The organism is Streptomyces durocortorensis (assembly GCF_031760065.1).
GTDB lineage: Bacteria > Actinomycetota > Actinomycetes > Streptomycetales > Streptomycetaceae > Streptomyces.
The window spans coordinates 4033231-4059068 of the sequence record NZ_CP134500.1 but is presented as its reverse complement, the minus strand read 5'-3'; the positions used below and the strand labels follow the sequence as shown (position 1 = coordinate 4059068).

28 protein-coding genes and 2 pseudogenes are annotated in these 25838 nt (G+C 72.4%); 10 read left to right on the top strand and 20 right to left on the bottom strand.

The features are described from left to right. Nucleotides 1-190: 190 nt before the first annotated feature. Both RI138_RS17945 and mshA read right to left on the bottom strand, forming a co-directional pair. On the bottom strand, nucleotides 191-709 hold the full coding sequence (locus RI138_RS17945; protein WP_311120753.1) for a type III secretion system chaperone family protein: 519 nt from the start codon (nucleotides 707-709) through the stop codon (nucleotides 191-193). 41 nt (nucleotides 710-750) lie between these two features. Further along, nucleotides 751-2142 carry a D-inositol-3-phosphate glycosyltransferase gene (gene mshA / locus RI138_RS17940; protein ID WP_311120752.1) on the bottom strand — a complete coding sequence of 464 codons (1392 nt, stop codon included), beginning with the start codon at nucleotides 2140-2142 and terminating at the stop codon, nucleotides 751-753. Between the two features lie 238 nt (nucleotides 2143-2380). Between mshA and RI138_RS17935 the strand changes: the two genes are divergently transcribed. From RI138_RS17935 to RI138_RS17925, 3 genes are all read left to right on the top strand, one after another. Further along, complete coding sequence (locus RI138_RS17935) at nucleotides 2381-3166, top strand: class I SAM-dependent methyltransferase (RefSeq protein ID WP_311120751.1); 786 nt, start codon at nucleotides 2381-2383, stop codon at nucleotides 3164-3166. Between the two features lie 391 nt (nucleotides 3167-3557). Beyond that, nucleotides 3558-4649, top strand: coding sequence for a C40 family peptidase (locus RI138_RS17930; protein WP_311120750.1), 1092 nt, complete (start codon nucleotides 3558-3560; stop codon nucleotides 4647-4649). 318 nt (nucleotides 4650-4967) lie between these two features. Continuing rightward, nucleotides 4968-6356 (top strand): PP2C family protein-serine/threonine phosphatase, encoded by a 1389-nt coding sequence (locus tag RI138_RS17925; protein WP_311120749.1) that lies wholly within the window; start codon nucleotides 4968-4970, stop codon nucleotides 6354-6356. Here the strand turns inward: RI138_RS17925 and RI138_RS17920 are convergent. The 3 genes from RI138_RS17920 to RI138_RS17910 all read right to left on the bottom strand — a co-directional run bounded on the left by RI138_RS17920 (nucleotide 6338) and on the right by RI138_RS17910 (nucleotide 8029). Beyond that, a complete protein-coding gene (locus RI138_RS17920; RefSeq protein ID WP_096629921.1) occupies nucleotides 6338-6676 on the bottom strand; it encodes a DUF2516 family protein in 339 nt (112 codons plus the stop codon). The two genes, RI138_RS17925 and RI138_RS17920, sit on opposite strands and share 19 nt — an antisense overlap. Before the next feature lie 137 nt (nucleotides 6677-6813). Further along, on the bottom strand, nucleotides 6814-7509 hold the full coding sequence (locus RI138_RS17915) for a hypothetical protein (RefSeq protein ID WP_311120748.1): 696 nt from the start codon (nucleotides 7507-7509) through the stop codon (nucleotides 6814-6816). A gap of 34 nt (nucleotides 7510-7543) precedes the next feature. Continuing rightward, nucleotides 7544-8029: a helix-turn-helix domain-containing protein gene (locus RI138_RS17910; RefSeq protein WP_096629918.1), complete on the bottom strand. Its 486-nt coding sequence runs from the start codon at nucleotides 8027-8029 to the stop codon at nucleotides 7544-7546. 105 nt (nucleotides 8030-8134) lie between these two features. Between RI138_RS17910 and RI138_RS17905 the strand changes: the two genes are divergently transcribed. Continuing rightward, a complete protein-coding gene (locus RI138_RS17905; RefSeq protein ID WP_311120747.1) occupies nucleotides 8135-8989 on the top strand; it encodes an alpha/beta fold hydrolase in 855 nt (284 codons plus the stop codon). A gap of 43 nt (nucleotides 8990-9032) precedes the next feature. Here RI138_RS17905 and RI138_RS17900 read toward each other — a convergent pair whose 3' ends face one another. Next, nucleotides 9033-9908 (bottom strand): aldo/keto reductase, encoded by an 876-nt coding sequence (locus RI138_RS17900; RefSeq protein WP_398864300.1) that lies wholly within the window; start codon nucleotides 9906-9908, stop codon nucleotides 9033-9035. 146 nt (nucleotides 9909-10054) lie between these two features. Next, entirely contained in the window at nucleotides 10055-10966 is a 912-nt protein-coding gene (locus RI138_RS17895; protein ID WP_311120746.1) for an NAD-dependent epimerase/dehydratase family protein, read from the bottom strand. Between the two features lie 129 nt (nucleotides 10967-11095). On the opposite strand from RI138_RS17895, the gene RI138_RS17890 reads away from it, so the two are divergent. Further along, nucleotides 11096-12079 (top strand): LysR family transcriptional regulator, encoded by a 984-nt coding sequence (locus tag RI138_RS17890; RefSeq protein WP_311120745.1) that lies wholly within the window; start codon nucleotides 11096-11098, stop codon nucleotides 12077-12079. A gap of 65 nt (nucleotides 12080-12144) precedes the next feature. Here RI138_RS17890 and RI138_RS32395 read toward each other — a convergent pair. Continuing rightward, nucleotides 12145-12256, bottom strand: a pseudogene (locus RI138_RS32395) (deoxyxylulose-5-phosphate synthase); the annotation flags it as partial. Then, the gene (locus tag RI138_RS17885) at nucleotides 12229-12375 is read right to left on the bottom strand and encodes a hypothetical protein (protein WP_311120744.1); all 147 of its coding nucleotides are present in this window, start codon (nucleotides 12373-12375) and stop codon (nucleotides 12229-12231) included. The pseudogene RI138_RS32395 and the gene RI138_RS17885, both read right to left, overlap by 28 nt. A gap of 54 nt (nucleotides 12376-12429) precedes the next feature. On the opposite strand from RI138_RS17885, the pseudogene RI138_RS17880 reads away from it, so the two are divergent. Together RI138_RS17880 and RI138_RS17875 are read left to right on the top strand one after the other, a co-directional pair. Then, nucleotides 12430-13047, top strand: a pseudogene (locus RI138_RS17880) (HAD family hydrolase); the annotation flags it as partial. 51 nt (nucleotides 13048-13098) lie between these two features. Then, entirely contained in the window at nucleotides 13099-13716 is a 618-nt protein-coding gene (locus RI138_RS17875) for an HAD-IA family hydrolase (RefSeq protein ID WP_311122922.1), read from the top strand. 22 nt (nucleotides 13717-13738) lie between these two features. Here the strand turns inward: RI138_RS17875 and RI138_RS17870 are convergent, their stop codons facing one another. Both RI138_RS17870 and RI138_RS17865 read right to left on the bottom strand, forming a co-directional pair. Continuing rightward, nucleotides 13739-14449 (bottom strand): TetR/AcrR family transcriptional regulator, encoded by a 711-nt coding sequence (locus tag RI138_RS17870; protein WP_311122921.1) that lies wholly within the window; start codon nucleotides 14447-14449, stop codon nucleotides 13739-13741. Nucleotides 14450-14468: 19 nt separating this feature from the next. Then, on the bottom strand, nucleotides 14469-15257 hold the full coding sequence (locus RI138_RS17865; RefSeq protein ID WP_398864297.1) for a TetR/AcrR family transcriptional regulator C-terminal domain-containing protein: 789 nt from the start codon (nucleotides 15255-15257) through the stop codon (nucleotides 14469-14471). A gap of 126 nt (nucleotides 15258-15383) precedes the next feature. Here RI138_RS17865 and RI138_RS17860 point away from each other — a divergent pair, with 126 nt between their 5' ends. Next, nucleotides 15384-16403, top strand: coding sequence for an ATP-binding cassette domain-containing protein (locus tag RI138_RS17860; protein ID WP_311120742.1), 1020 nt, complete (start codon nucleotides 15384-15386; stop codon nucleotides 16401-16403). Next, nucleotides 16396-17196: an ABC transporter permease gene (locus RI138_RS17855; protein ID WP_311120741.1), complete on the top strand. Its 801-nt coding sequence runs from the start codon at nucleotides 16396-16398 to the stop codon at nucleotides 17194-17196. The genes RI138_RS17860 and RI138_RS17855 overlap by 8 nt, the downstream gene beginning before the upstream one ends. A 78-nt stretch (nucleotides 17197-17274) precedes the next feature. Here the strand turns inward: RI138_RS17855 and RI138_RS17850 are convergent, their stop codons facing one another. Genes RI138_RS17850 through RI138_RS17840 form a run of 3 tightly spaced genes read right to left on the bottom strand, consistent with a single transcriptional unit; the run spans nucleotide 17275 to nucleotide 20253 of the window. Then, nucleotides 17275-18525 carry a GNAT family N-acetyltransferase gene (locus RI138_RS17850; RefSeq protein WP_311120740.1) on the bottom strand — a complete coding sequence of 417 codons (1251 nt, stop codon included), beginning with the start codon at nucleotides 18523-18525 and terminating at the stop codon, nucleotides 17275-17277. Between the two features lie 24 nt (nucleotides 18526-18549). Further along, complete coding sequence (locus tag RI138_RS17845) at nucleotides 18550-19536, bottom strand: asparaginase (protein ID WP_311120739.1); 987 nt, start codon at nucleotides 19534-19536, stop codon at nucleotides 18550-18552. 51 nt (nucleotides 19537-19587) lie between these two features. Continuing rightward, nucleotides 19588-20253: an RsiG family protein gene (locus RI138_RS17840; protein WP_311120738.1), complete on the bottom strand. Its 666-nt coding sequence runs from the start codon at nucleotides 20251-20253 to the stop codon at nucleotides 19588-19590. Between the two features lie 115 nt (nucleotides 20254-20368). On the opposite strand from RI138_RS17840, the gene dtd reads away from it, so the two are divergent. Continuing rightward, on the top strand, nucleotides 20369-20818 hold the full coding sequence (gene dtd, locus RI138_RS17835) for a D-aminoacyl-tRNA deacylase (RefSeq protein ID WP_311120737.1): 450 nt from the start codon (nucleotides 20369-20371) through the stop codon (nucleotides 20816-20818). A gap of 29 nt (nucleotides 20819-20847) precedes the next feature. Here the strand turns inward: dtd and ygfZ are convergent, their stop codons facing one another. The 6 genes from ygfZ to RI138_RS17805 all read right to left on the bottom strand — a co-directional run bounded on the left by ygfZ (nucleotide 20848) and on the right by RI138_RS17805 (nucleotide 25799). Beyond that, a complete protein-coding gene (ygfZ, locus tag RI138_RS17830; RefSeq protein WP_311120736.1) occupies nucleotides 20848-21813 on the bottom strand; it encodes a CAF17-like 4Fe-4S cluster assembly/insertion protein YgfZ in 966 nt (321 codons plus the stop codon). Between the two features lie 9 nt (nucleotides 21814-21822). Further along, nucleotides 21823-22287 carry a Fur family transcriptional regulator gene (locus tag RI138_RS17825; protein WP_311120735.1) on the bottom strand — a complete coding sequence of 155 codons (465 nt, stop codon included), beginning with the start codon at nucleotides 22285-22287 and terminating at the stop codon, nucleotides 21823-21825. Between the two features lie 76 nt (nucleotides 22288-22363). After that, on the bottom strand, nucleotides 22364-22936 hold the full coding sequence (locus RI138_RS17820; RefSeq protein ID WP_311120734.1) for an FABP family protein: 573 nt from the start codon (nucleotides 22934-22936) through the stop codon (nucleotides 22364-22366). 273 nt (nucleotides 22937-23209) lie between these two features. Beyond that, a complete protein-coding gene (locus RI138_RS17815) occupies nucleotides 23210-24130 on the bottom strand; it encodes a hypothetical protein (RefSeq protein ID WP_398863206.1) in 921 nt (306 codons plus the stop codon). Continuing rightward, nucleotides 24127-25002: a hypothetical protein gene (locus RI138_RS17810; RefSeq protein ID WP_398863204.1), complete on the bottom strand. Its 876-nt coding sequence runs from the start codon at nucleotides 25000-25002 to the stop codon at nucleotides 24127-24129. The genes RI138_RS17815 and RI138_RS17810 overlap by 4 nt, the downstream gene beginning before the upstream one ends. Then, the gene (locus RI138_RS17805; protein WP_311120733.1) at nucleotides 24999-25799 is read right to left on the bottom strand and encodes a hypothetical protein; all 801 of its coding nucleotides are present in this window, start codon (nucleotides 25797-25799) and stop codon (nucleotides 24999-25001) included. Before RI138_RS17805 ends, RI138_RS17810 begins: the two co-directional genes overlap by 4 nt. Nucleotides 25800-25838: the final 39 nt, after the last annotated feature.

Here is a 25838-nt window from a genome sequence, read left to right as displayed (position 1 = left end):
CGCCCTTCCCCCGTCGGCACTTCGACGCCGTCTGGGACGGACCGTCGCAGTGATCCCCACTTTACGATCGAACGCCCGAGCGATGGCTCACCCGATGGCACTCCCCCGTGATCGTGATTCTGATGTGATCACCCGGTGAACGTACGGGTGGCGCCGCCGCCGTGTACCGGAGTTGCCGTTGCCCACGCCGCTACGAGGCGCCGCCGGACGGACGCTGGATCAGGTGGCTGAAGGCGTCCAGGTTCCGCGTGGACTCCCCGCGCGACACCCGCCACTCGTACTCCTTGCGGATCGAGTCGGCGAAACCGAGCTCCAGGAGGGTGTTGAATGCGCCGTCGGCCGCCTCCAGCACCGTACCGAGCAGCCGGTCCAGCTCCTCGGGGGTGACCACCGACAACGGCAGCTTGCCGACCAGGTAGACGTCGCCGAGCGGGTCGATCGCGTAACTCACGCCGAAGAGGCGGAGGTTGCGCTCCAGAAGCCAGCGGTGCACCCCGGCGTCGTTCTCGTCGGGGTGCCGGACGACGAAGGCGTTGAGCGAGAGGGAGTGCTTGCCGACGATGAGCGAACAGGTCGTCGACAGCTTGCGGGTGCCGGGCAGCGTCACCACGTAGTTGCCGGGCGCGGGGCTCTCCCAGGCGAGCCCGGCATCGTCCAGCGTCGCCTCGATGACCTGGGCCGCTGCTGTTTCGTCGGGTACGTCAGCCATGCGACGAGCGTACGTCAGCCCCGGACGGGCAGCAGATGTGCTCAGCCGTGGTGTGTACGCGCCCGGCGGCGGTGGTCGGTCAGCGCGGCCGTGTACACGTCGGCGGTCGCCGAGGCGGCCGTGTCCCAGCCGAAGGACTGGGCGTGCGCCGCCGCGGCCGCCCCCATCCGCTCGACGAGCTCCGGCGCGTCCGCGAACCGCCCGAGCGCGCGGGCGTACGCCTCCGGCTCGTGCCCCGGTATCAGGAAGCCGCTGACCTCGTCGCGCACCGCCACCGGCAGTCCGCCGACGGACGCCGCGACGACCGGGGTGCCGGCCGCCTGGGCCTCGATGGCGACCAGGCCGAAGGACTCGCTGTACGACGGCATGACCAGCACGGACGCGGCCCGGAACCAGTCCGCCAGCCGGTCCTGGCCCACCGGCGGGTGGAAGCGTACGACGTCGGCGATGCCGAGGCGGGCGGCCAGCTTCTGGAGCCCCTCGGGCTTCGTGAGCCCGCTGCCGCTGGGCCCGCCCACCACGGGCACCACGATCCGGGAGCGCAGGGACGGGTCCCGGTCCAGCAGCACCGCCACCGCGCGCAGCAGCACGTCGGGGGCCTTCAGCGGCTGGATGCGGCCCGCGAAGAGCGGGATCAGCGCGTCCTGCGGCAGGCCGAGGCGGGCCCGCGCGGCGGCGCGGGCGGATGGGGCATCCCGGGGACGGAACGTGTCGGAGCCCTTGGGGAAGGGGCGAAAGCGGTCCAGGTTGACGCCGGGGTGCACGACGGCGACGGCGGCCGGGTCCGCGTCGTAGAAGCGGACCAGCTCGGCGGCCTCCTCGGCGGTGTTGGCGATCAGCCGGTCGGAGGCGTTCACGATCTGGGTCTCGCCGATGACGCGGGCGGGCGGCTCGGGGGTGTCGCCCTCGGCGAGCGCGGCGTTCTTGACCTTGGCCATGGTGTGCATGGCGTGGACGAGCGGGACGCCCCAGCGCTGGGCGGCGAGCCAGCCGACCTGGCCGGAGAGCCAGTAGTGGGAGTGCACGAGGTCGTAGTAGCCGGGGCGCTGACCGGCCCAGGCCTGCATCACGCCGTGCGTGAAGGCACAGAGCTGGGCGGGCAGGTCCTCCTTGGCGAGCCCCTCGTACGGCCCGGCGTCGACATGCCGGACCAGAACGCCCGGGGCCAGCTCGACGGCGGGGGGCAGCGAGCCGGTGGTCGCCCGGGTGAAGACCTCGACCTCGATATTGATCGCGGCGAGCCGCTTGGCCAGCTCGACGATGTACACGTTCATCCCGCCCGCGTCGCCCGTACCGGGCTGGTGCAGCGGGGACGTGTGCACGGAGAGCATCGCGATGCGGCGCGGCCTGCGGGAGGACCCGGGGAAACCGCCGGGGAACCGGATGCGCGCCGCGGAGCGGGCGGAGCCGAGCCGGGAGACGTACTGGCTCACGTCGTCGGTCCTCCTCGCTCAGGGCCTCACTCGGGGCATGCCGTGGGGAGGGGCGTAGGGCCCCTCCGAAGGGCGAGAACAGCGGAAGGCCGCCTTTCATTTCCGCTTTGCCAAATCATTACGCTGCCGGGCGGCGCGCCTCGCCACGTCACGCTGCCGGGCGGCGGGCCTCGCCACGTCACCGGGAGGCGCATCGTGCGGTGAGCACCCCTCTCACCTCGTCGCATACGCTCGACTCATGCGCCAGCGCCCCATCGGCACCGCCACCCGCGGGACGACCAACCCGAACCGGCTGCGCCGCATGGACCGCTGGATCGCCGCCGTGCACGGCCCGGTCCTGCGCCGCGCCGCGACCCCCGTGGCCGCCGATCTCGGGTACGGGGCCGCCCCCTGGACCGCCGTGGAGCTGCTGGACCGCCTGCGCACCGCCGAACCGCGCACCGCGGTGGCGGGCATCGAGATCGACCCGGGGCGGGTCGCCGCCGCGCAGCCGTACGCCCGAGAGGGCCTCACCTTCGTCCACGGCGGCTTCGAGGTCCCGCTGGAGGTCCGGCCCACGCTGATCCGGGCGGCGAACGTGCTGCGCCAGTACGACGAGGAGCGGGTCGCCGAGGTCTGGGCGCGGCTGTGCTCCCGCCTCGCCCCGGACGGGCTGCTGGTGGAGGGCACCTGCGACGAGATCGGGCGGCGGCACGTCTGGGTGGCCCTGGGGCGGGAAGGCCCGCGCACGGTCACCTTCGCCACCCGGCTCGGCTCGTTGGACCGCCCATCGGACCTGGCGGAGCGCCTGCCGAAGGCGCTGATCCACCGCAACGTCCCGGGCGAGCCGGTCCACGCCTTCCTGCGGGACTTCGACCGGGCCTGGGCGGCGGCCTCCCCCTACGCCTCGCTCGGCGCCCGGCAGCGCTGGATCGCGGCGGTGCGGGCGGTGGCGGGCGACTGGCCGGTGACGGACGGGGTACGGCGGTGGCGCCAGGGCGAGGTCACGGTGGCGTGGGACGCCCTGCGGCCGGGCGGCCACTGAACAACCGCCCGAAAGGACGGAACCAGCCCGTTCCGGGAACGCCGGGGGATCATCGTTCGTCCCTTGTGATGGGGAGGGGGGACGAAGGACGGAATCGGGCACGCGCGGCGGCATCCGTAGGGCGAAGTGCCCCGGAACAGGCGGTATGTGACGCGACAGGTGGCGTCTGCCCCTGTTGCTTTACGAGGCGACATGGCACGATCGCGACGTTGTCGAAAAGTTACTGACGGTAAGTCAGATGTGCGTTACCCGGCTTCGGTTGACTTTCTCGCATTCAGCTTGATTGTCACCATTGCCACAGTTGTCCGCCATCGCTGTCATTGCCGCCAATATCGGCTGAGTCGCCTTCACCTGGAGGCGAGCCCGGAGAACCGACCCGGAAGGGGAGCTCGTGAACCGACGCCACTGTGCCACTGCCGCGATCACGCTGGTCTGTGCGCTGGCCCTGCTGACGGCCCCGGTTCAGGCCATGGCCGCCCCGGCTCCGAACCCTTCGCCGTCCCCGGCCGCCTCTTCCCCGGCCGACTCCTCTCCTTCCCGGTACTCCAACGCGGACCTGGAGAAGGTCCGCGAGCAGATCGAGACGCTGTACCGGAAGGCGGGCGCGGCGACGGACGCGTACAACCTCGCCGAGGAGCAGACGAAGAAGCAGTCCGGCGAGATCGTGAAGCTGGCCAAGGCGATCGTCGACGGCCAGGCGCGCATCGCCGCGCTGAAGGACCGGGCGGGCGCCCAGGCCCGCGAGCAGTACCGCAACGGCGGTCTACCGCCCGGCGCCCAGCTGGCCCTCAGCAACGACCCGAAGCTCTTCCTCGACGGGATCAACAAGGTCCGGCAGAGCCAGCAGGCGTCCAAGTCGCTCCTGACCGAGCTGAACCAGACGCAGAAGGACCTGGAGCTGTACACCCAGGACGCCAGCGCCAACTGGGAGAAGCTGGAAGCGAACCGGGTCAAGCAGGCCAAGGCCAAGAAGAAGATCAACGCCCAGATAGCGGCGGCGAAGAAGCTTGAGTCGCAGCTGGAGAAGAAGGAGCGCGACCGGCTGCGCCAGCTGGAACAGGACGCCGCGAACAAGGCGCAGACCGCCTGGCTCTCCTCAGGCGCGATCAAGGAGGTCAGCGGCGAGGCGAGCAAGGCCGGCCAGGCCGCGGTGGCCTTCGCGACCGCGCAGATAGGCAAGCCGTACGTCTGGGGAGCCGAGGGCCCCGGCTCGTACGACTGCTCGGGCCTGACGTCCCAGGCGTGGCTGGCCGCGAAGCGGCCGATCCCGCGCACCTCGCAGGAGCAGTGGCGGCTGCTGCCGCGCATCGACATCCGGGACATGCGCCCCGGCGACCTGATCATTTACCACGCCGACGCCAGCCATGTCGGGATGTACGTCGGCGACGGCGCGATCGTCCACTCCCCGCGCCCCGGCCGCAACGTCACCCTGGCGGGCGCGGGCTCGATGAAGATCCTCGGCGTGGTCCGCCCCGACAAGTAGGCGCAGCAGGCATCGAGCCCAACGAGTAGGCGCAGCAAGCAGCGGGCAGCCGTCGTGAGCGGTGGCTCCCGGCCCATGTGAGCCGGGCCACGCGGCCGTTCACGGGCGGGTGATGTTCGTCATGGGCCCTTCCCGGCCCGTACGACGGCCCATCGCGCCGGATCCGTGTCAGGACGCGGCTTATGGCGCCGCATATGACAGCGGCCGCTTTCCGCGTGCCATTCCTTTCCCCCGCCGTGTGCCGCTATCGTCCCCGACTGGCGGTGCGTCGATCGGCGTTCCGCCGCACCCTCGGGGGAGGGAAGGAAACCCGAACCGATGCCCGTACCCGTACCGCAGCAACGCGCCGTTCCCGCTGCGGAGACCACCTATGGCGCCGACCTCACCCTGCTGTTGATCGAGGACGACCCGGCGGGCACCACCATCACCGTCCCCGAGCTCTCGGCAGCCGCCGGAACCCGGGTCCGTATCCGTACCGCCCGCAACCTCACCGAGGCCGGGCGGCTGCTCACGGACGACGTCGACTGCATCCTGCTGGACCTCGCGCTGCCGGTCACGGGCGCGGGACCGGCGGCCCCCGAAGCCGGTGAGCGGCCCCAGCCCGCCTCCGAACGGCCCGAGCCCGTCTCCGGGCGGGCCGACGAGCTGGCGGCCCTCACCCACGTACTCCGCATCGCCCCGCTGCACGCGGTGCTCGCGCTCACCGCGCGGGACGACACGGAGCTGGCGGCCGAGGCGGTACGGGTCGGGGCGCAGGACTACCTCTTCCGGGGCGAGCTGGACGCGCGCGTCCTGAGCCGGGCCATCCGGTACGCCGTGGAGCGCAAGCGCGCCGACATCGCTCAGCACCAGCTGACCGAGTCCCGGCTGCGCGCCCAGGAGAACGCCCGCCTGGAACGCGGCCTGCTGCCCACCCCCCTGCTGGACGGTTCCGACCTGAGCTTCGCCGCCCGCTACCGCCCCGGCCGCAGCCGCGCCCTTCTCGGCGGCGACTTCTACGACACCGTGCGCACCCCGGACGGCACGGTGCACGCGATGATCGGCGACGTCTGCGGGCACGGCCCGGACGAGGCGGCGCTCGGCGTCGAGCTGCGGATCGCCTGGCGGGCGCTGACCCTGGCCGGGCTGTGCGGGGACGAGCTGCTGTCCACGCTCCAGCAGGTGCTGGAGCACGAACGCCAGAGCGAGGAGATCTTCGCGACGCTCTGCACCGTCGACATCGCGCCCGACGGGCGCCGGGCCGGGCTGTGCCTGGCCGGTCACCCCGCCCCGCTGCTCGCCCGCCGCGGGCAGCCGGCCCGGCTGCTCCCCTACGAGGACGGCGGCCCGGCACTGGGTCTGCTGCCCCGGGCGAGGTGGCCGCGCAGGCAGGTCGAGCTGGGCGGGTCCTGGAGCCTGATGATGTACACGGACGGCCTGATCGAGGGCCGCGTGGGGACGGGCGGCAGCGAGCGCCTCGGCCAGGACGGCATGGTCGCCATGGTCAACGAGCGGCTGGAGCAGGGCCTGGCCGGCGAGGAGCTGCTGGAGGCGGCGGTCACCGAGGTCCGGGAGCTGAACGGTGGCGAGCTGACGGACGACGTGGCGGTACTGCTGCTGGGCCGGGACCCGGAGCGGACACGACGGCGGGGCGGCAGCGCACCGCGCTCCCGCCCCGCGTCACCCGTGGCCGGGCGCCCCCTGGGCGCTCAGCGCCCGCCGTTGTAGGGGCCGTACGGGCCGTCACTGCTGGACCCGCCCCGGCGGCCACCGCCGCCGCCCGAGACTTCCTTGATCGCGGGCCGTACGTCGACCATGAAGACGATCGACGCGATGAGGCCGGCGATCTGGAGGAAGAGCATGGGGATGAGCAGGTTCACGGCGACGGCGACGCCGAGAATGATCAGCCAGAACGACTTGCTCTTCTTGTCGGCGGCGCGGTAGGCGTCCTCCCGGGCGGTCGCCGCGAAGACGAACGCGACCACAGCCAGCACCAGCATCGCCAGATAGAGCAGCTGGAGGATCGTGCCGAATCCTGAGAGCAACATGGTGTACCGCCTAGTGAGTGGATGAACGCCCTGCGGCCGAGTGGGCCACGGTACCGGGACAACGATCCGGCCACCGGTAAAGGTGCCCGCCCCACGCCCCGGTCACGCGTACCGGGGCGCGGAATGACCCTCCGGGGTCACGTGCCGGCGGGCGGCGGGGTCTTCTTGGCCGCGGGCTTGCGCGGGGCGGGCGTCTTCTTGGCGGCCTTGGCCTCGGCGGCCGCGGCCTTCGGCTCGTCGGACTTGACTGCTACGGACTCGACGGGCGCGGGCTCGGCGGATTCGGGCTTGGCGGCACCGGCCGCGGGAGCGCTCTTCGGGGCGGCCTTCGGCTCGGCGGTCTTCGGCGCCGCGGCGCTCCTGGGCGCGGCCTTCGGCTCGGCCTCGACGACGGCCGAGATCTCGACGATCTCCTCGGCCGTCTCGCCGCGCCAGGTCCGTACGGTCTGCTCGCCGCGCTCGGCGACCTTCTCGTACGTCTCCCTGGCCTTGATCGCGTACTCGGCGGCCACGCCCACACTGCGCAGCGCCAGGTCCTGAGCGGTCTCGCCCAGCTTCTTCAGGTCGGCGGCGTCGAACGACCCGAACACCTCGGTGACCTTGGCCTGCACGGTGGCCTGGGCCTCCTTGGCCTGCGTGGTCACCTTCTCCTGCACAGCCTTGGGGTCCGTGTTGCGGACGGCGTCGATCCGCTCGGGCGCCTCGGCCCGCAGCTGCTCGATCAGCGCCGGAACCTTGCGCGCCTGCTGCACGGCCAGGTCGGCCGTGCCTGCGGCGAAGTAGAGGGGGGTGGGGTCGGTGAGGGTCTTGCGCAGGTCATCGGTGATGGCCATGACTGTGGTCCTCCCGGATCATCAGAACCAGCTGCTAGCTGTGAGGGTCGTGGTCTTTCCTGGCGTCCGCACCGGCGTCCGCGCCCGTGTCGACGCCCATGTCCGCGTCAGCGTCGGCGGCCGCGCCGACGTCCGCGCCGACGTCCGCATCGGCTTCGGCTTCGGCTTCGGGGACGAAGCCGTTCTCGCGGCGGAAGGAGTCATAGATCTGCAGCAGGACGTTCTTCTGCCGCTCGTTGATCGAGGGATCGGCCAGAATGACGGCCCGCGTCTCCAGCTCCTCCCGCTCCCGCTCGTCGAGAATCCCCGCACGTACGTAGAGGGTCTCGGCCGAGATCCGCAGCGCCTTGGCGACCTGCTGGAGCACGTCCGCACTGGGCTTGCGCAGCCCGCGCTCGATCTGGCTGAGATACGGATTCGACACCCCGGCGGCATCGGCGAGCTGCCGCAGCGAGAGCTGCGCCGCACGGCGCTGCTCCCGCAGGTACTCACCGAGATTGCCGACGTTGAGTGATGCCATGACTCGATAGTGCAACATCCCTGCTAACTATTGCAAGCACATGCTTGCAATAGTGTCGCGCGCCACGGCCTTGCCTTCGAAGATCATTCCGTTGGAGCCTGGGGCATGCAGACTCTCCCGACCTTCGTCCTTGTCCACGGAGCCTTCGCGAACTCGTTCTCCTTCGCACCGCTCCAGGCCGAACTCGCCCTGCTCGGGCAGCGTTCGGCCGCGGTCGATCTTCCGGGGCACGGGTTCGAGGCCACGTTTCCCGCGGCCTACCAGGCGCCTCAGGATCTCGGGGCGCTCGCCGTTGAGCCGGGTGGCATCAAAGGGGTCACCCTCGCCGACAACGCCGCCCGGGTGATCGACGTCCTGGAACGCGCCCGGCGGAACGGGCCCACCGTCCTCGTCGGCCACAGCCGGGGCGGGGTCACGGTCACCGCGGTCGGCAACCAGCGACCCGACCTGGTCGACAGGATCGTGTACGTCTCCGCCTGGTGCCCGGTCGACCTGCCCGTCGGCGACTACTACGCGGAGCCGGAGATGGCGGACGTGGACCCGGCCGCCTTCGCTCCGGCAGTCGCCGGGAATCCGGTCGAGCTCGGCCTGATCCGCACCAACTTCCGGACCGCCGACCCGGATGCGCTCGCCGCGTTCCGGCACGCGTTCGCCGCCGACCTCACCGACGACGAGTTCCGGACCTTCCTGAACACCTTCCAGCCCGACGAGAACCTCGACGTCGGCACGTCCGCGGACCGGGCGCAGGCGGCTGCCTGGGGCCGGATTCCCCGGACCTACGTCCGCCTGACCGCCGACGCCAGCCTGCCGCCCGCCGTGCAGGACCGCATGATCCGCGAAGCGGACGCGCTCACCCCGGACAACCCCTTCGACGTCCGGACGCTGGAAGGAAGCCACCTGCGCTGGCTCGCCCGCCCGAAGCCCGCCGCCGAGCTGCTCGCGAGCCTCGCAGAGCTCTGATCGCTCCGCGCCGAGTTCGGCGGGTCGGAAGGCAGGAGAAGTGTCAGAGCCCCGTCGTGTCCTCTCTCGTACGGGACAGGGCCGCCACCTCCGCCCCCGACAGCGTGAGACCGCCCGCCGCGGCCGAGTCGCGGGCGGAGGCGGGCCTGCGGGCGCCCGGGATCGGAATCACGACCGGGGACTGCGCCAGATGCCAGGCCAGGCAGACCTGCTGCGGGCTGACACCGCGGGCGCGGGCGACGGCGTGGAAGGGGGTCTCTCCGGGCGGCACGGTGGTTCCCGGGGCGTCGACGGCGCTGGGCGAGATGCCGCCGAGCGGGCTCCACGGCAGGAAGGCCAGGCCGAGTTCGGTGCACATGTCGAGGGTGTCCCGGGTGGAGCGGTGCAGCGGGGAGAAGCGGTTCTGTACGGCGACCAGGCGTGGGCCGAGGATTTCGCGTGCCGTACGGATCTGCTCGCGGTCCACGTTGGAGAGGCCTACCCTCCGGATCGTGCCGGCGTCGGCCAGGTCCCGCAGTGCGCCGACCGACTCGGCGAAGGGGACCGACGGGTCCGGTTTGTGCAGCTGGTAGAGGCCGATGGCCTCCACGCCGAGCCGGGCAGCCGAGGCCTCGGCTGCCCGGCGCAGGTGGTGCGGGTCGCCGTTCACCGTCCATGACCCGTCGCCCGGGCGGCCGCGACCGCCCTTGGTCGCCACCAGCACCTCGCCCGCGCCGCTGCCGTAGGCGGCCAGCGCGCGGGCGATCAGCCGTTCGTTGTGGCCGAGTTCACCGGCGTACCACTGATAGCAGTCGGCGGTGTCGATCAGCCGCACACCGGCGTCGAGCGCGGCGTGGATCGTGGCGATCGCCTGCTCCTCGCGCGGGCGCCCCTCGACGGAGAGCGGCATGGCGCCGAGGCCGATGCGGCCCACCGCCACGCCGTCGATGGTCCGGGGACCCTCGACGGCCCGGGTGCCGGGCGTCCCTGGCGCCCCGGGCGCCCCGGGCGCCCCGGGCGCCCCGGGCATGGTGGGCGTCCCGGGCATGGTGGGCGCGGTGGGACTCGTTGCGGTCGGCCTGGTTTTCATCGTTCTTCGTGCTCCTTCAGGGCCTGCGGCAGCCAGTCGGTGACGGAAGAGAAGCGGAAGCCCAGACCGGATGCCCGGCCGGTGTCCATCGCATAGCAGCGGTCGAAGGAGAACGGGGAGAGCAGCTCGTCCGGGCCCTCCACCAGCCTCGGCCGCGTACCGGCCGTGCGGCCGATCTCCGCGCACAACTCCCTTACGTCCAGGGCTCCGTGGGATGCCGCGTTGACGGGGCCGGTGAAGTCGGCCGCCGCGGCCCAGGCCAGGAAGCGGGCGATCTCCGGCTCGTGGATGAAGGACGCGGGCTGCGGAGCGGCGTGGACCACGACCGGCAGGCCGCGTCCGATCCGCTCGGCGTAGTGGGCGAGCCGCCCGGTGAAGTCGGCGCCGCCGAGCACGTGCGCGGTGCGGACGGCGGCGACGTCGAAGGGCGCCTCCCGGGTGAGCACCGCCTCGGCCTGGCGCTTGCCCTCGCCGTAATGGCCCGCCAGGAAGTGCTGGTCCGCCCAGGGCAGCCCACGGTCGACCGGCCAGGCGGACGGGTCGACGGCCGACTCCGGGAAGGGCGCCCCGCCCGGCCGGCCCGGTCCGCCCGGCCGGCCCAGCTCGGCGTACACCTCGACCGTGGAGGTCATCACATAGCGCCGGGTGCGGCCGCTGAAGACCCGGGCGGCGACGGCCGCTTGGAGCGGTGAGTAGCAGACCTGGTCGACGACGACGTCGAAGCTCCTGCCCGCCAGGGCGGTGCGCAGTGCGGCCTCGTCGTCGCGGTCGGCGCGCAGGTGGATCACACCGTGCGGTACGGGTACCGACCCCCGGTTCACGACGGTCACCGCCGCGCCGGAATCCCGCAGGTCCTTGATCAGCCGCCGCCCGAAGTAGCGGCTTCCCCCGATCACGCACACGTCCATACCGTGGCCCCTCTCCCATGTGTCGGCGTCTCCGTACGTCGGCGTCCCCGTACGGCGTCCACGTCAGTCTGTTCGGCCTCAGTCAACGGCGGTAGTGTTGATCCAGGCACCATGTCGTTAGGAAAACTATTGATCGACGTTCAACGGCTGGCCGTCCTGCGCGAGGTCGCCCGGCACGGCAGCTTCAACCGCGCCGCCCTCGCCCTGCACTGCACTCCCTCGGCCGTCTCACAGCAGATCGCCGCGCTGGAGCGGGGCCTCGGCGCACCCGCCGTCGAGCGTTCCACCCGAGGCGTCACGCTGACCGACGCGGGCCGTCTGCTGGTGGAGGCCGCGGACTCGGTCGCCGCCGAACTGGCCGACACCCAGCGGCGTATCGAGCAGCTGACCGCCGAGCGGACCGCGCTCACCATCGCCACCTTCGCCAGCGGGGGCCGACGGCTGCTGCCCGCCGCCCTGTCCGGATTCGTCGCCGACCACCCGGAGGTGGAGCTGACGGTCCTGGAGGCGGAGCCGGAGGAGAGCCTGCCGGGCGTCCGCGAGGGGCGGGCCGATCTCGCCCTCGCCTACCACTTCGAAGGCCCGCCGCCCGCCCGGCCCGGCGACCGGTCCGGCCTGGACTGGACACCCCTCGGCGAGGACCCGCTACGGGTCGTGCTGCCGCACGACCATCCGGCAGCGGCCCGCTACCGGCAGCGGCCCGAGCCACTGCACCTGGCCGAACTGGCCGACCAGCGCTGGGTCCTGGGCTGCCGCAAGTCGGCCTCCCAGCTCGCCGGGTACGCCGATCTCGTCGGCGTCGAGCTGAGGATCTCGTGCACGGCGACGGACTACGACTTCGCCCAGTCGCTCGTCCGCGCGGGCGTCGGCATCGCGCTGATTCCGGAGATCGGACTGATCCCGGAGATCCGTGTGGCCCCGGAGATCGGACCGACCCCGGACACCGGGCCGGCCTCCCACCCGGAGCTCACCGCTCTCCCGCTGGCCGAGCCGAGCCCCCGCCGCCACCTGGGCCTGGCTCTCTCCCGCCGCCGTCGCGGCCCCGCGGCCGTCCTGGCCGAGGAGTTGGCGTCCAGGCTCCTGGACCGGACGGAACCCGCCGCGCCACCCTGAGCCCCGCCACCCTGAGCTGCGCCACCCTGAGCCCCGGCGTCCTGAGCCCAATGCGGCCACACGCCTCACGGCATCTCGTGCAGCACCAGCGCCTGAGCGAAACGGTACGCCCGTACGTTCCGCGTACGTCATGCGCTCGCGCACCTCTCTCAGGGTGCGCGGCCGGTAGCCGGGGCCGCTGCCGGGCTCCCGTCCGCCGAGGCGCTGACGCGGAGCTGCCGGTCGGCGTCCCCGTCGGCGCGGGTCACCTCACCGCCGACTTCGTGGTCGACGCCCTGCTGCTCCGCCCGCGCCACCGGACAGAATGGCCCCGGAACCCACGGCAGCTGAGAGCCGAACGGAGCTCGGGCATGACCAAGAAGTGCGTCCTCTTCGACGTCGACGGCACCCTGATCGACGCCGCCGACAACCAGCGCCGGATCTGGGCCGACTGGGCCCGGCAGCACGGGCTCGACCCGGAGGCCGTGCACCGTACGGCGCTGCGCACCCGCCCCCTGGAGACGTTCGCCGAGGTCGCGCCGGACCGGGACCCGCAGGCCTGCCTGGACCTGCTGCACGCACTGGAGGACGAGGACGTACGCAACGGCTCCTACGCCGCGTTCGACGGTGCCGCGGATCTGCTCGGCGCTCTGCCCGCCGGCTCCTGGGCGCTGGTGACCTCCAACTACGCGCACCGGGTGCGCGGCAGATTCGCCCGTACGGGGCTGCCGCTGCCCGCTGTGATCGTGGACGCGGCGTCGGTGCCGGAGGGCAAGCCGTCCCCGGTTCCCTACCTGCTGGCGGCCGAACGGCTGGGCGCCGATCCGGCGGACTGCCTGGTGATCGAGGACGCCCCTTCGGGGATACGGGCCGGGCTGCGGGCGGGGATGACCGTGTGGTCAGTCAACTCTGTTGTTCAGGAAGGCACTTCATCGGCTCACCGGGAGTATCCGGAGCTACGCGCGGCCCTGCCCGGCATCCACGCCTTCCTCGGCGACGGACCTCCTGTCACCTCCCCCGCCGCCCGCGGCTTCGACGCCGTGCTCTGCGACCTCGACAACGTCATCCGCTTCTACGACACCGCCCCGCTCGCCGCCCTGGAACGGGCCGCCGGACTACCGGAAGGCACCACGACGGAGGTGGCCTACGCGCCCGAGGTCGATCTCCCGCTGCTCCTCGGCCGGATCACCCCGGACACCTGGGTGGAGTCCATCACCGCGAGCCTCACCGGCCGCGTCGGCGCCGACCGCGCCCGTGAGCTTGGCCGGGCGCTCGCCGAAGCGCCCTTCCGGGCCGACGAGGAGGTGGTCGCGCTGCTGCGCCGGGCCAGGACCCACGTGCCCCTGGTGCTCGTCACCAACGCGACTCCCCGACTGGACGCCGACCTGGCCCTGCTGGGCCTGAGCGGCCTGGCCGACGCGGTGGTGAGCAGTGCGGTGGAGCAGGTGGCCAAGCCCGACGCGGCCATCTACCGCATCGCCGCCGAGCGGGCGGGCGTACCGATGGAGCGCTGCCTGTTCGTGGACGACCGCCAGGAGAACGTCGACGCGGCCACCGCCCTCGGTATGACCGGCATCCTCTACCGCGAACCCGCCGATCTGCGGCGGGCGTTGGGGCCGTGCGCGCAGTACGCGACCCCCCCGGGGCGGGCGCGCTGAGCCCCGGGCAACGGGAGCCGGTTCACCTCCGCCCCCGCCCCTCCAGACCCGTCCGCAGCTGGACGAACGCCTCCTCGGCCGCCTGGACCGCGCTCGCGTAGACGCGGTCCGCGCTCTCGCCCGCGTCGATCCGGCGCCAGTTCTCCAGGGCCAGGATGCGCAGGACCGCGATGATCTGCCCGGCCGCGAGCTTGTCGGGGACCCCGCCGCCCAGGGCGCGGGCGAGGGCGGCCTCGGAGCGGCTCTGGTAGGCGTGCAGACGGGCGACCAGGGACGGGGTGCCGTACAGCAGGCGGAGGAAGGCCAGGACCTGGGGGGCGTCGCAGAGGCCGGTCACCGGGTCGCGGCGGTCCAGGCCGTCGAGGAAGTGGCGGCGCAGGGCGTCCAGCGGGGTCTCGTCGGGGGAGCGGGCCGTGACCACCCGGGCGGCCTCGTCCTCGTGGTCGGCGAACCGGTGCAGGACCAGGTCCTCCTTGGCGGGGAAGTACCGGAACAGCGTCGGCTTGGAGATGTCCGCCGCCGCCGCCACCTCCGCCACGGACACCTTGTCGAAGCCCCGCTCCAGGAACATCGCGACGGCCGCGTCGGACACCGCCTGGTAGGTCAGCCGCTTCTTGCGTTCCCGCAGGCCGACCGGCGCGGGCTCATGCCCCAGGGCGGGTCCGCGGAAGGGCGCGCCGACGCCGGACCCGTCAGTGCCACCGTTCCCGGGCTTCTCTCCGTTCATGACCATGAAGCGTACGCCCTTGACGTCAAGCGGACTTGACGTCACCGCTCGTCCTCCGGATGAGCACCTCGACCCCGTCCAGCAGGCGTTCCAGCCCGAAGACGAACTCGTAGTCCGGGTCGTCCGGCTCGCTCATCACCCCGGACTCCAGCAGCCGGGAGATCCCGGGGTGCCGTTCGGGGTCGACGAGCCGCCTCAGCGTGCGCTCGTTCGAGGCGACCACATCCTCGGGCGCCACCCCGCGCGTCGTGACGGCGGCGGCCAGGTCGCCCATCAGGAGCGCCTCGCTTCGGACGAAGTTGGAGACCAGCAGGATCACCGAGATCTTGTCGCCCTCACCGAGCCCGCTGTCCGCCAGCGCCTGGAGCCCCTGCTCCCACCAGGCGAGCGAGTTCGGGGTCGCGGGCGGGCCCCCGATGGGGATCCGGAGGACCCACAGATTGGCGTGGAACCGGTCCCGCTGCGCCGACGCCCACTCGGTGAGCGCCTCCCGCCAGCCCGCGCCGGCCTCCAGGGCGGACAGCGGCTCCGGGGGGCCGACAGCCGCCTCCTGCATCAGGACGTACAGCTCGTCCTTGGCGGAGACGTACCGGTACAGCGACATCGTCGACGCGCCGACCTCCTGGGCGACCCGGCCCATCGACACGGCCGCCAGCCCGTCGGAGGCCGCGACCGCGACCGCCGCCGCCACGATCCGCTCCAGGCTCAGGCCAGGCTTCGGGCCCTTGGCGGGGCGCTCGCGCAGCCCCCAGGCCGCCTCCAGGCTGGCCGGCAGATCGCCGCCGCCCGGGCTGGTCCTCTCCGTCACCCTCATCCCCTTGCCCGGCGTCTCGTCCACGCCGCCGCCCTGTCCCGCGCCCCCGCACGCCTTGACCCCATCCTAGGGATGCGTAATGCTTACGCAATAACGCGTATGGCATACGCAGAAAGGGGGCCGGTCATGACCGACCCGATCCACCGCGGCAGAAGCACCACCGCCGCCATCGACGCCACCACCACCGTCGACGCCACCACCGCCACCGCCGCCACCATCGAGGCGTACGGCCTCACCAAGTCCTACGGAAAGTCCGCAGTCCGCGTCCTCGACGGCATCGACCTCCGCGTCGGGCCCGGCAGCGTCTTCTCCCTCCTCGGGCCGAACGGGGCCGGGAAGACCACCACCGTGCGGATCCTCGCGACGCTGACCGAGGCCGACTCCGGCACCGCCCGCGTCGCGGGGTACGACGTCGTCGCCGACCGGAGCGCGGTACGCCGCTCGATCAGCCTCACCGGGCAGTTCGCCGCCGTCGACGAGACCCAGACCGGCGAGGAGAACCTGCGGATGATGGCCCGGCTCACCGGCGCCAACCGCGCCGATGCCCGCCGCCGGGCCGCGGAACTGCTGGAACGCTTCGACCTCACCGCCGCCGCCCGCCGCCCGGCCGGTACGTACTCCGGCGGCATGCGCCGCCGCCTGGACCTGGCCGCCGGGCTCGTCGGATCACCGGAGCCACGGGTGCTCTTCCTGGACGAGCCGACGACCGGGCTCGACCCGCGCAGCCGCCAGCAGCTCTGGGAGGTCGTCCGCGAGCTGGCCGAACGCGGCGCGACCGTCCTGCTCACCACGCAGTACCTGGAGGAGGCCGACCACCTCGCCGACCGGATCGCCCTGATCGACAAGGGCCGTATCGCCGCCGAGGGCACCGCCGCCGACCTCAAGTCCCGCGTCGGCGGCCACCGCCTCGACCTGGCCCTCACCAGCCGCGAGGCCTACCTCCGGCTGGCGGGCCGCGCGGTCCACCACTCCCCCGAGACCCTGACGCTCGGCATCCCCACGGACGGCTCCGCCGCCCACGTACGAGCCCTGCTCGACGAGACCGACCCGACGGGCCGCGACATCGACCGCTTCAGCCTGCACAGCGCCACCCTCGACGACGTGTTCCTGGCCCTGACGTCCTCGGAGGCTCCCGCCCATGTCTGACATGACCGCCGTCCGCACGCGCGGCAGCTCGCCCGGTTCCCTCACCCACACCGCCGTCATGGCAGGGCGCAGCCTGCGCATCAGCAGCCGCAACACCGACGCGCTGATCACGGCGCTGGCCCTGCCGATCATGCTGATGCTGATCTTCGTGTACTTCTTCGGCGGCGCGATCGACACCGGGACGGACTACGACTCGTACGTCATGTACGTCGTTCCGGGCGTCCTGCTCCTGTCCGCCGGGTTCGGCGCCGCGACCACCGCCACAGCCGTCAGCGAGGACATGAAGGGCGGCATCATCGACCGCTTCCGCTCCCTGGACGTGAGGGGTACACCGGTGCTCGCCGGTCATGTGGCGGCCAGCACCGTCCGCAATCTCTGCGCCACCGCCCTGGTCTTCTGCGTCGCCCTGCTGATCGGCTTCCGTCCCGCCGCATCCCCGGCAGGCTGGCTGCTGGTGGCCGCCGTCCTGGTCGCCTACATCGTGGCGCTGTCCTGGATCTCGGCGGCGATCGGCCTGCTGGCCCGGAGCCCGGAGGCGGCGAGCGGCTTCACGTTCTTCATGTCGTTCCTGCCCTACCCGAGCAGCGCGTTCGTCCCGATCGACAAGATGCCGAGCTGGCTGCACGGCTTCGCCGAGCACCAGCCGATCACCCCGGCCATCGAGTCCCTGCGCGGGCTGCTCCTCGGCCAGGACGTGGGCAACGCGCCCTGGATCGCGCTGGCCTGGGCCGCCGGGCTGCTCGTCGTGGCGGTCAGCGTCTCGGAGGCGCTGTTCCGCATCCGGACGCGCTGATCACCCGGCTCCGTACCGTTCCGGCCCCGGGCGCACCGGCCCCGGGGCCCCGGCCGGCGGTCCCCCGGCCGGCGGTCCTCAGAACACGTCCGGGCACCACGGCCGCCGCCCCGTACGGAACACCGCGTCCCCCGTCGCCACCGCACCCGCCCGCAGCTCCTCGGCCCGGCCCAGGTCCACCAGCCGCCGCAGCGACTCGTCACCCAGGTAGAGCGCCGCCAACTCCCCCACCCCGAGGGCCAGATCGGCGCTCCGGGTGGTCGGGGTGCAGCGCGCCCCCGAATCCGAGACGTCCAGCAGGAAGCGGCCCCCCGCCAGCCCCGCGTCGTCCCGGACGTCGAGGACGAGCGACGCCTCCACACCGTAGGTCCGGGCCTCCAGGGCACGCGGCACGTCCAGCATCCGCAGCCACAGCCAGTCCGCGTTCGTGACCATCCGGGCCGCCCGGGGGTCCGGAAGCAGCAGCGGGAGCAGGTCGTCGGGGGCGCGGTAGCCCGAGCGGACCGTGGTGATCCAGTCGATCGAGCAGAGGTAGTGCCACAGGGCCCGCTCGGCCGCCGGATTCAACGCGATCAGGTCCCGTACGGTCGCCGTGTTCAGCGGCTGCTTGGCGTCGCCCCACTTGTCGTCCGCGCCGTAGACCATCAGGCCGTCGACCTCTCCGTCGGCCGTGCGGTGCACCACGTAGAACGGCTCGGTCCACTTCTCGTGCTCCGGGCGGAGCCCGGACCCGGTGTGCTGCTGCCACCAGCGCTCGTCGCGGCTGACGACACCGGGGCGGAGCCTGGCGAGCCGGGCGTGCACCTCGGGGCCGAGCTTGCGGACGTCGGCACCGTCGACCAGCTCGATCCGGCCGCCGCCCTCCGGCTGCCCCGACCGCCGCGGATCGAGCCCGGCCCGGTGGACGGAGACCTCCCACTCGGCCGTCCAGGTGGCGGGGCCGAAGCCGTACCGCCCGTAGATCGGATACTCGGCGGCGATCAGCGAGGCGAGGGGCTCGCCGCGCTCCTTGGCCGCCGCCAGGTCCGTCGCCATCATCCGGCTCAGCAGTCCGCGCCGGCGGTGCGTGGGCGTCACCGTCACCCCGCTGATCGCGTCGGCCGTCACGGTGCCCCCGCCCACCACGGTCAGCTGCTGGGCGAACGAACGGAACGTCGCCACGCAGCGCCCGGCGTCGAAAGCGCCCTGCACCCGCGAGAGGTCCACCTGGGCGACCCGGTCGGCGACGAGCTCCTCGCCCGGTGTGTTCGGAGTGAGGAAGCCGGTGCCCACCGCCTTCATCCAGTCGGCGAATTCGGGCGCGGTGACCGTGCGGACATCAAGGCTCATGCCCTCACGCTAGGCACGCGCGTCTCAGAATGTCGCGCGAATTTCCCCGACCTCGGCAGCCCCGCCGAGCAGCGGCGAACGCCCGATCCGGGCGACGACCGGGGCGTCCACGCCGAGCAGTTCGAGCGCGCGGGCCAGCACCGGGCCGAGCGCCCGGCCCGCCCCGTCGTCGACCTTGAAGGCCAGGGCCCGGCCGTCGGCCAGGGCCACCGCCTGGACAGCCTCGGCACCCATCTTGGAGAGCGCCCCGGGCACCTCGCTCATCAGCCAGGTGTCCGGCCGCCGGGTGCCCGCGACGTACTCCGGGTGGGCGCGCATCGCGTCCGCGACCCGGCGCTCGGCGCTCCCGGGCTCCGCCAGCACGAACGACCGGAAGGCGCGGGCCAGACCGGTCAGCCCGATCGCCATCAGCGGGGCCCCGCAGCCGTCCGTACCGACCGCCGCGACCGGCTCGCCCGCCGCCTCCGCGACGACCTGCCCCACCAGCCGCTGGAGCGGGTGGCCGGGGTCGAGGTAGCTCGCGGTGTCCCAGCCGTTGCGGACGCAGACGGCGAGCATGGCCGCGTGCTTGCCGGAGCAGTTCATGGTGATCCGCTCGCGTACCTTCCCGGCGGCCAGGTACGCCTCCGCCTCCACCGGGTCCAGCGGCAGGTCCGGCGGGGTCTGGAGGTCGGCCGCGCGCAGCCCGTGCTCGGCGAGCACCGTGCGTACGAGTTCGAGGTGGAAGGGCTCCCCCGAATGGCTGGCGGCGGCCAGGGCCAGCCGCTCGCCCGACAGATCGAGCCCGGCCCGCAGGATCGCGGCCGCCTGCATCGGCTTGTTGGAGGAGCGGGGGAAGACGGGTGCCGCCGGGTCTCCGACCGTCCGCTCGACGCTGCCGTCGGCCGCCAGCAGCACCAGCGAGCCCCGGTGGTGGCCCTCCACGAAACCGGACCGTACGACCTCTGCCAGAACGGGCGGGGCGGGGGCCTGAGCAGGGGATATGGCGGACGAGGCGTCGGTGGACGTCATGGTGGGCCTTCCGGGGACGGGGGTGCGGGACCCGCGCCCGGAAGGATCGCTTCAGGCGAGCAGGTCGTCTACTTGTGCTTCACCGTCACGGTACCTGCGGGCGATCTCCGCGCTGCAATCGTCGGCCGTGCGCTGGAGCTCGTGACGACGCCGGGAGACCTGCTGTTCGTAGCGGACGAGCCGGCCCATGGCCGTGTGCAGCTCCTCGTCCGTCCGGGCGGCCAGATCGGACAGCTCGACCTCGGCGAGCGTCTCGGCCGCCAGCTGCCGGAACTCGTCCCCGCGCGGCGTCGTCAGGGTGACGTGCCGGGCGGACGAGCGGTGCCGGGACGGGGTGTCGGCCAGGATCTCCGAGAGCCGGTCGACCACCGCGGCCTCCTCGACCGGCACCTCCGGGTCCCGGCGGCGGGTCAGTTCGGCGCGCAGGATGTCGATCCGGCCCTGCACGAGGCGGCGTACGTAACTGAGATCGGCCTCGTCGCGCTGGGCGTCCCGGCGCAGCGTCCGCAGCTCCGGCAGCCGCAGCCCGCCGAACCCCCCGTCGCCGCCCGCCTGCTCCGGCACGGCGGTCCCGGGCGCCCCGGGTACCGGCGGCACGGACGGGAGCACGGGCCCCTGTCCGGTCAGACTGCGCTGTACGGGTGACCGCAGGGTGCTGGTGCGGTGACGTGTGCCCGGTACGGCACCGGGAGATTGTCCGGCTCCATATGTACTCATGCTGTTCCGTCCCCTCGACCGGTGCGTCGGCACACCGACATCGTGCATCGTGCCACCCCGCAGCGGGCCCACGCAGGTGCTCTGTACCCGTTCAGCCCAAGATAGGTTGGTCTGTATGCGTGCAGTGGTACAGCGAGTGGATGGCGCGAGCGTCGCCGTCGCCGGTGCGGGCGACGACCCCTCGGCGCCCGGAATCGTCGGGGAGATCGTCGGCGAGGGCCTGTGTGTGCTGGTCGGGGTCACCCACGACGACACCCCCGAGAAGGCGGCGCAGCTGGCCCGCAAGCTCTGGTCGGTGCGCATCCTGGAGGGCGAGAAGTCCTGTTCGGATGTGAACGCCCCCCTCCTGGTGATTTCCCAGTTCACTCTCTACGGGGACGCCCGCAAGGGTCGCCGTCCCACCTGGAACGCGGCCGCTCCGGGCCCGGTCGCCGAGCCGCTGGTCGACGAGGTCGTCGCCCAGCTGCGGGCCCTGGGGGCGCAGGTGGAGACGGGCCGGTTCGGAGCGGACATGCGGGTCTCGCTCACGAACCACGGCCCGTTCACGGTGATCATCGAGGTGTAGCCGTACGCGGGCGGGGCAGCCCTCCACGGCTACGGCTCGACGACCGTCTCCTGGGCCGCTGCCGTGTCCCCCGCGATCAGCTCGGCGTCGACCGCCACGTTCCGCTTGACCAGGGCCAGCGCGATCGGCCCCAGCTCGTGGTGGCGGGCCGAGGTGGTGATGAAGCCGAGCTGACGGCCCTCCTCGCCGTCAGCGGCCAGCCGCACCGGCGTCCCGTGGCCCGGCAGGTGCACCTCGCTGCCGTCCAGGTGCAGGAAGACGAGGCGACGCGGCGGCTTCCCCAGGTTGTGGACGCGGGCGACGGTCTCCTGACCCCGGTAGCAGCCCTTCTGGAGGTGGACGGCGGTACCGATCCAGCCCAGCTCGTGCGGGATGGTGCGGTGGTCGGTCTCGAAGCCGACGCGTGGCCGGTGGCCTTCGACGCGCAGCGCCTCGTAGGCCAGGATGCCCGCGGCGGGCCCGTTGGCCGCCGCGTACGACTCCAGGTCGGCACGCGGCAGGAACAGGTCCCGGCCCTGCGGGGTCTCCCGTACGGTCGCGCCGTCGGGGACCTCCGCGATGGAACCGGCCGGCAGGTGCACGACCGCGATGTCCTCCGTCCGGTCGGCGACCTCGACCCGGTAGAAGAACTTCATCGACTCCAGGTAGGCGATCAGCTCGCCCTGTGTCCCCGGCTCGACGTGCATCCACACCGTCGTCCCGTCGTCCACCAGGTACATCGCGTGCTCGATGTGCCCGTTGGCGGAGAGGATCAGCGCCTCGGTGGCCTGGTGCGGGGCGAGGTCGCTGACGTGCTGGGTGAGCAGCAGGTGCAGCCAGCTCAGCCGGTCGTCGCCCGTCACGGTGACGACACCGCGGTGGGAGAGATCGACGAAGCCGCTGCCGTCGGCGAGGGCGCGTTGCTCGCGGAACAGGTCGCCGTAGTGCGCCGCGACACCTTCGTCGCGGCCTTCGGCGGAGACGGCGCCTGGCAGGGACAGCAAGGGGCTCTTCATGCGCCCAGCCTACGACTTGGCGGAGGCGTCCTTCGCGGCCGTCTGCTCAGCTGTCTTCGTAGCCGTGCAGTCCGCGCAGCGGCCGAAGATCGCGAAGTGCTTCATATCGGTGTCGAACCCGAAATCGGCGCGCAGCTTCTCGGTGAACTCGGCGACGACCGCGAGATCCGCCTCGATGACGTCCTTGCAGTCCCGGCAGACCAGGTGGATGTGGTGGTGCCGGTCGGCCAGGTGGTACGTCGGGGCGCCGTGCCCGAGGTGGGCGTGGCTGACAAGGCCGAGCTCCTCCAGCAGCTCCAGGGTCCGGTACACCGTGGAGATGTTCACGCCGGACGCCGTCTTGCGCACCTCGCACAGGATGTCGTCCGGAGTCGCGTGCTCCAGGGCGTCGACGGCCTCCAGAACGAGCTGGCGCTGAGGCGTCAGCCGGTAGCCACGCTGCCGAAGATCGGTCTTCCAGTCGGTGCTCACCACAGGGCCAGTGTAGGGCGGGACGAGCACCGACCGGCAGAGCTCGTTCCGGAAGGACGCTCTCCTTCCGGAGAGGGGTCTACTTGAAGAACGCGATGCCGTCGTCCGGCATGTCCCCGAGGCTCTTCGCCATCTCGGCGACCTCCTCGGGGGTGACGACCTTCTTGAGGTGCGCCGACATGTAGGGACGCAGCTCGACCTCGGGCGTCGCCTTCTCGCCGACCCACATGAGGTCGCTCTTCACGTACCCGTAGAGCCGCTTGCCCCCGCTGTACGGGCCGGAGGCCGCCGTCCGGGCGACCGCGTCGGTGGCCAGGTCGATCTGCGGCTTCTGGTCGGCCAGCTCGCCGTACCAGATCTCCACGACGCCCTGGTCGCGGACCATGACGACCTCGACCTTGCGGTTCTTGTCGATGCGCCAGTAGCCGGACTCCGACTCCAGCGGCCGGACCTGCTTGCCCTCGGCGTCCAGGACCCAGGTGTGGGAGACGTACTCCAGGAAGTCACGGCCGTCGTGGCTGAAGGTGACCTCCTGGCCGAAGTTGCACTTCTCGGCGCCGGGGAAGTCGGACACGCCCGCGCCCGCCCAGTTACCGAGGAGGAAGGCCAGCGGGACGAGGTCCGGGTGGAGGTCGGACGGAATCTCGATCATGAGCGGCTCAGACGATCTGTGAGGGGGTGCGGGCGGGCGATCGGGGTACGGCGAAGGTCAGCGCTGGCCCTGGTACAGCTTCTTCACAGCGACCGCGGTGAAGGCGAGGACGCCCACGCAGACCAGGACCAGCAGGGCGGTGAAGAATGCCTCAAGCACAGGGGGCTCCTCGTGACGAGCGGGTGGCGGCGGTACAGGGCCGGGCCCCAGCCTAATGGGTGGGGGCCCGGCCTTCTCGTCCAGGTGGCCGCTGCGGCGGCCCTGTTCCTGCGCTCAGGCGAGCAGCTGGTTCTGCAGGATCACCGTCTGCTGGAAGGGGACGCGCGCCGCCTCCCGCTTGCCCGGGCGCTCGTGGACGATCAGCGCGACCGTGTCGCCCGCCAGTGTGTACGCCTGCCGGACGTGCTCGGCGCCGAAGGGAGCCTGCTCCTCGAAGACGAACGACGAGAGGTTCTCGATGTCGTTGTCCGAGCCCCAGTGGTCGTCGAACCGCATGGTGTCCGTACGGTCCAGCGGCGTACCGGCCGACGAGCCGACGTTCAGGTCGTCGATCAGGCCGCTCGCGAACGCCGTCGAGTTGAACCTCAGCAGATAGACCCGGGACACCGTGCCGTCCGGCATGGTCCACCCGCGGGCCGCGATGTGGCGCGGCGGCGCGTCCTTGAGGAGCTGGGCCACCGACTCCCGGTTCTGCGGCCGGTAGGCGGCGAGGAAGGTCTCCGTGGAGATCCAGCCGCCGGTCAGCTTCTTGTCCGGCTTCGCTCCGGCCGGGGCGGGCAGGAGCAGCTCGCGCAGGTCGGCGTGGTGGATCTCGGCCGGGTTGCCGGTACTGAACGGCCGGGGCTTACCGGCCGGGAGCGCGGGCAGCGACAGCTTCGGGTAGTCCCAGCGCCCGTCGCCCTCGGTGGCGAGCCCGGGCACGTCGGTCCGCTCCAGGGACGCGATCCCGAAGGCCGTACCGGTGCCGAGCAGCCCGAACACCAGGGCGGCGGCCGTCCACCGCGCCACGGCCCGCAGGACGCGCCGGGGCGGCCTGGGCGGCGTGGGCGACAGCGGCACGGCAGCCGCATGGGGTGCCTCGGGTGCCACGGGCATCTCGGGTGCCACGGGCGTCCCGGACACCTCGGGCGCCTCGGGCACCCCAGGCGACTCGGGCGTCCCGGGCGTCTCCGGGTTCATCGTCCGCTCGCTCATATGTACTCCCCCGGGGACGTGATGTGGTCGAGCTGGTCCTTCACCAGGTCCCTGACCCCCGACGGGCTGAACGGCTTGCTGCCGTACGCCTCCACGGAGACCGAGACCTCGCCGTCGTACGCCAGGCACAGCACACCGTCGAGGGTGTTCTTGTCGCCCTTGGGCAGGCGATAGCAGGTGGCCTTCTTGTGGCCCTCGATGCGCGGCCCCTTGCGGAAGCCTCGGAAGGAGTCCATCAGTTCCTTGCGGTCCAGGTAGGACCGGCGTACCGCCCGCTTGTCCTGCATCTTCATGACCTGGATGTTCACGACGAGGTCGTTCGCCTGCGAGGTGTAAGAGCGCTGCGCGATGCCCTGGATACGGAGCTTCTCGACGAACTTGTTCAGCTCGCGGCGGTCCTTGCCCGCCAGGCCGCGCCCCATCTCCTTCATCGCCGCGGTGGCCTTCGCTCCGCTGGTCTCGTTGTCGTTGCCGAGTTCGCCGATGTCCGGGCCGAGGCGGTAGTCCTCGGGCACCGGCAGCAGCAGCTTGGACAGCTCCGTGTCGTGGCGGCCCCGGGACGGATCGCCCGCCGGGCCCTTGCCGGCAGGCGCGTGGTCCTCGTCCCAGACGGTCGTCGTGACCTTCCGGTCGGCGGTGTCCACGGTGGCGTTGGTGTAACCGGCCGCACCGCCGACCGCCGCCAGCACCAGACCGACGGGCAGCGCGGTCATCAGCACCCGGCGCACGCGGCTCGCCGGGGCGGGGGCAGCCGCGGGCGCGGGCTCGACGGTCGGCTCCGACTCGGTGGCGGGCGCGGGCTCGGCGGTGGGCGCGGGCTCGGGTGCGGGCTCGGGTGCGGGCTGTGCCACAGGGGTCGTCTCGTCGTTCACAGCCGCTCCAGCTGTCGCTCGGCCAGCGTCCGGATGTCCTTCTTGCTGATCGGGACGGTGTCGTAGATGTTGATGTCCATCGCGATGTCACCGCGTACGGCCAGCGCCCTGGCCCGGTACGACGGGAGGTATCCGGCCTCCCGCTCGACCGGGAACAAGAAGTACCGCCCCTCGCGGCTGCCCTTGATCGCGTGGCCGAGGTTGCCCGCGCCGCCCTTGTCCTCGTCCATGTACGCGACTTGGTCGGCGACGTGGTCGGAGGCGCCGAGCAGGTCGCCGGACCGGAACTGGATCAGCTGGACCTGGATGTCGCCGTACTGCCCCCGCCGCCACGAGGCCGAGGCCACCCGGCGGAAGTCGCCCCCGGCCAGCGACTCGAACATGTAGTTCGGGTCCTCGTAGAAGTCCTGGGCGTATTCGGGCAGGGTCGCCCAGCCGTCACCGATGCCCAGCTCGTCGGCGAGCGACTTCTTGGCGCCCTTCGGCTTGTCGACGAGCAGCTTGCGCAGATCGCCGTCGGTCTTGACCTGCCGGTCCTGCGCAACGGGCAACGGGGCGGGGGCCCGGTCCGCGGGCAGCGCCTTCGCCGGGTAGCCGAGGCCGGGCTGCGATAGCACGGAGAGCGGTGTCGGCGGCCGCTCGGCCTGAATGCCGTAGCCCACGGCGACGCCGCCCGAGATCCCGAGCAGCGCGGCCGCGGTGATGATCAGCGTCGTACGCCCACGCGGCCGGCGGCGAGGCCCGGGCGTGTCGACCGGGGCCTCCGGCGCGGCAGGAATGGTGTCGTTCGGTTCCAAAAGGGTCCCCCCAAGAGACCTGAGGCGCGGGTTCCCTTA

Coding starts and splice junctions, on each gene's coding strand:
- RI138_RS17945 (WP_311120753.1), bottom strand. CDS start 709: ATGGCTGACGTACCCGACGAAACAGCAGCGGCCCAGGTCATCGAGGCG.
- RI138_RS17935 (WP_311120751.1), top strand. CDS start 2,381: ATGCGCCAGCGCCCCATCGGCACCGCCACCCGCGGGACGACCAACCCG.
- RI138_RS17925 (WP_311120749.1), top strand. CDS start 4,968: ATGCCCGTACCCGTACCGCAGCAACGCGCCGTTCCCGCTGCGGAGACC.
- RI138_RS17920 (WP_096629921.1), bottom strand. CDS start 6,676: ATGTTGCTCTCAGGATTCGGCACGATCCTCCAGCTGCTCTATCTGGCG.
- RI138_RS17915 (WP_311120748.1), bottom strand. CDS start 7,509: ATGGCCATCACCGATGACCTGCGCAAGACCCTCACCGACCCCACCCCC.
- RI138_RS17910 (WP_096629918.1), bottom strand. CDS start 8,029: ATGGCATCACTCAACGTCGGCAATCTCGGTGAGTACCTGCGGGAGCAG.
- RI138_RS17905 (WP_311120747.1), top strand. CDS start 8,135: ATGCAGACTCTCCCGACCTTCGTCCTTGTCCACGGAGCCTTCGCGAAC.
- RI138_RS17895 (WP_311120746.1), bottom strand. CDS start 10,966: ATGGACGTGTGCGTGATCGGGGGAAGCCGCTACTTCGGGCGGCGGCTG.
- RI138_RS17870 (WP_311122921.1), bottom strand. CDS start 14,449: ATGGTCATGAACGGAGAGAAGCCCGGGAACGGTGGCACTGACGGGTCC.
- RI138_RS17865 (WP_398864297.1), bottom strand. CDS start 15,257: ATGAGGGTGACGGAGAGGACCAGCCCGGGCGGCGGCGATCTGCCGGCC.
- RI138_RS17860 (WP_311120742.1), top strand. CDS start 15,384: ATGACCGACCCGATCCACCGCGGCAGAAGCACCACCGCCGCCATCGAC.
- RI138_RS17855 (WP_311120741.1), top strand. CDS start 16,396: ATGTCTGACATGACCGCCGTCCGCACGCGCGGCAGCTCGCCCGGTTCC.
- RI138_RS17850 (WP_311120740.1), bottom strand. CDS start 18,525: ATGAGCCTTGATGTCCGCACGGTCACCGCGCCCGAATTCGCCGACTGG.
- RI138_RS17845 (WP_311120739.1), bottom strand. CDS start 19,536: ATGACGTCCACCGACGCCTCGTCCGCCATATCCCCTGCTCAGGCCCCC.
- RI138_RS17840 (WP_311120738.1), bottom strand. CDS start 20,253: ATGAGTACATATGGAGCCGGACAATCTCCCGGTGCCGTACCGGGCACA.
- dtd (WP_311120737.1), top strand. CDS start 20,369: ATGCGTGCAGTGGTACAGCGAGTGGATGGCGCGAGCGTCGCCGTCGCC.
- ygfZ (WP_311120736.1), bottom strand. CDS start 21,813: ATGAAGAGCCCCTTGCTGTCCCTGCCAGGCGCCGTCTCCGCCGAAGGC.
- RI138_RS17820 (WP_311120734.1), bottom strand. CDS start 22,936: ATGATCGAGATTCCGTCCGACCTCCACCCGGACCTCGTCCCGCTGGCC.
- RI138_RS17815 (WP_398863206.1), bottom strand. CDS start 24,130: ATGAGCGAGCGGACGATGAACCCGGAGACGCCCGGGACGCCCGAGTCG.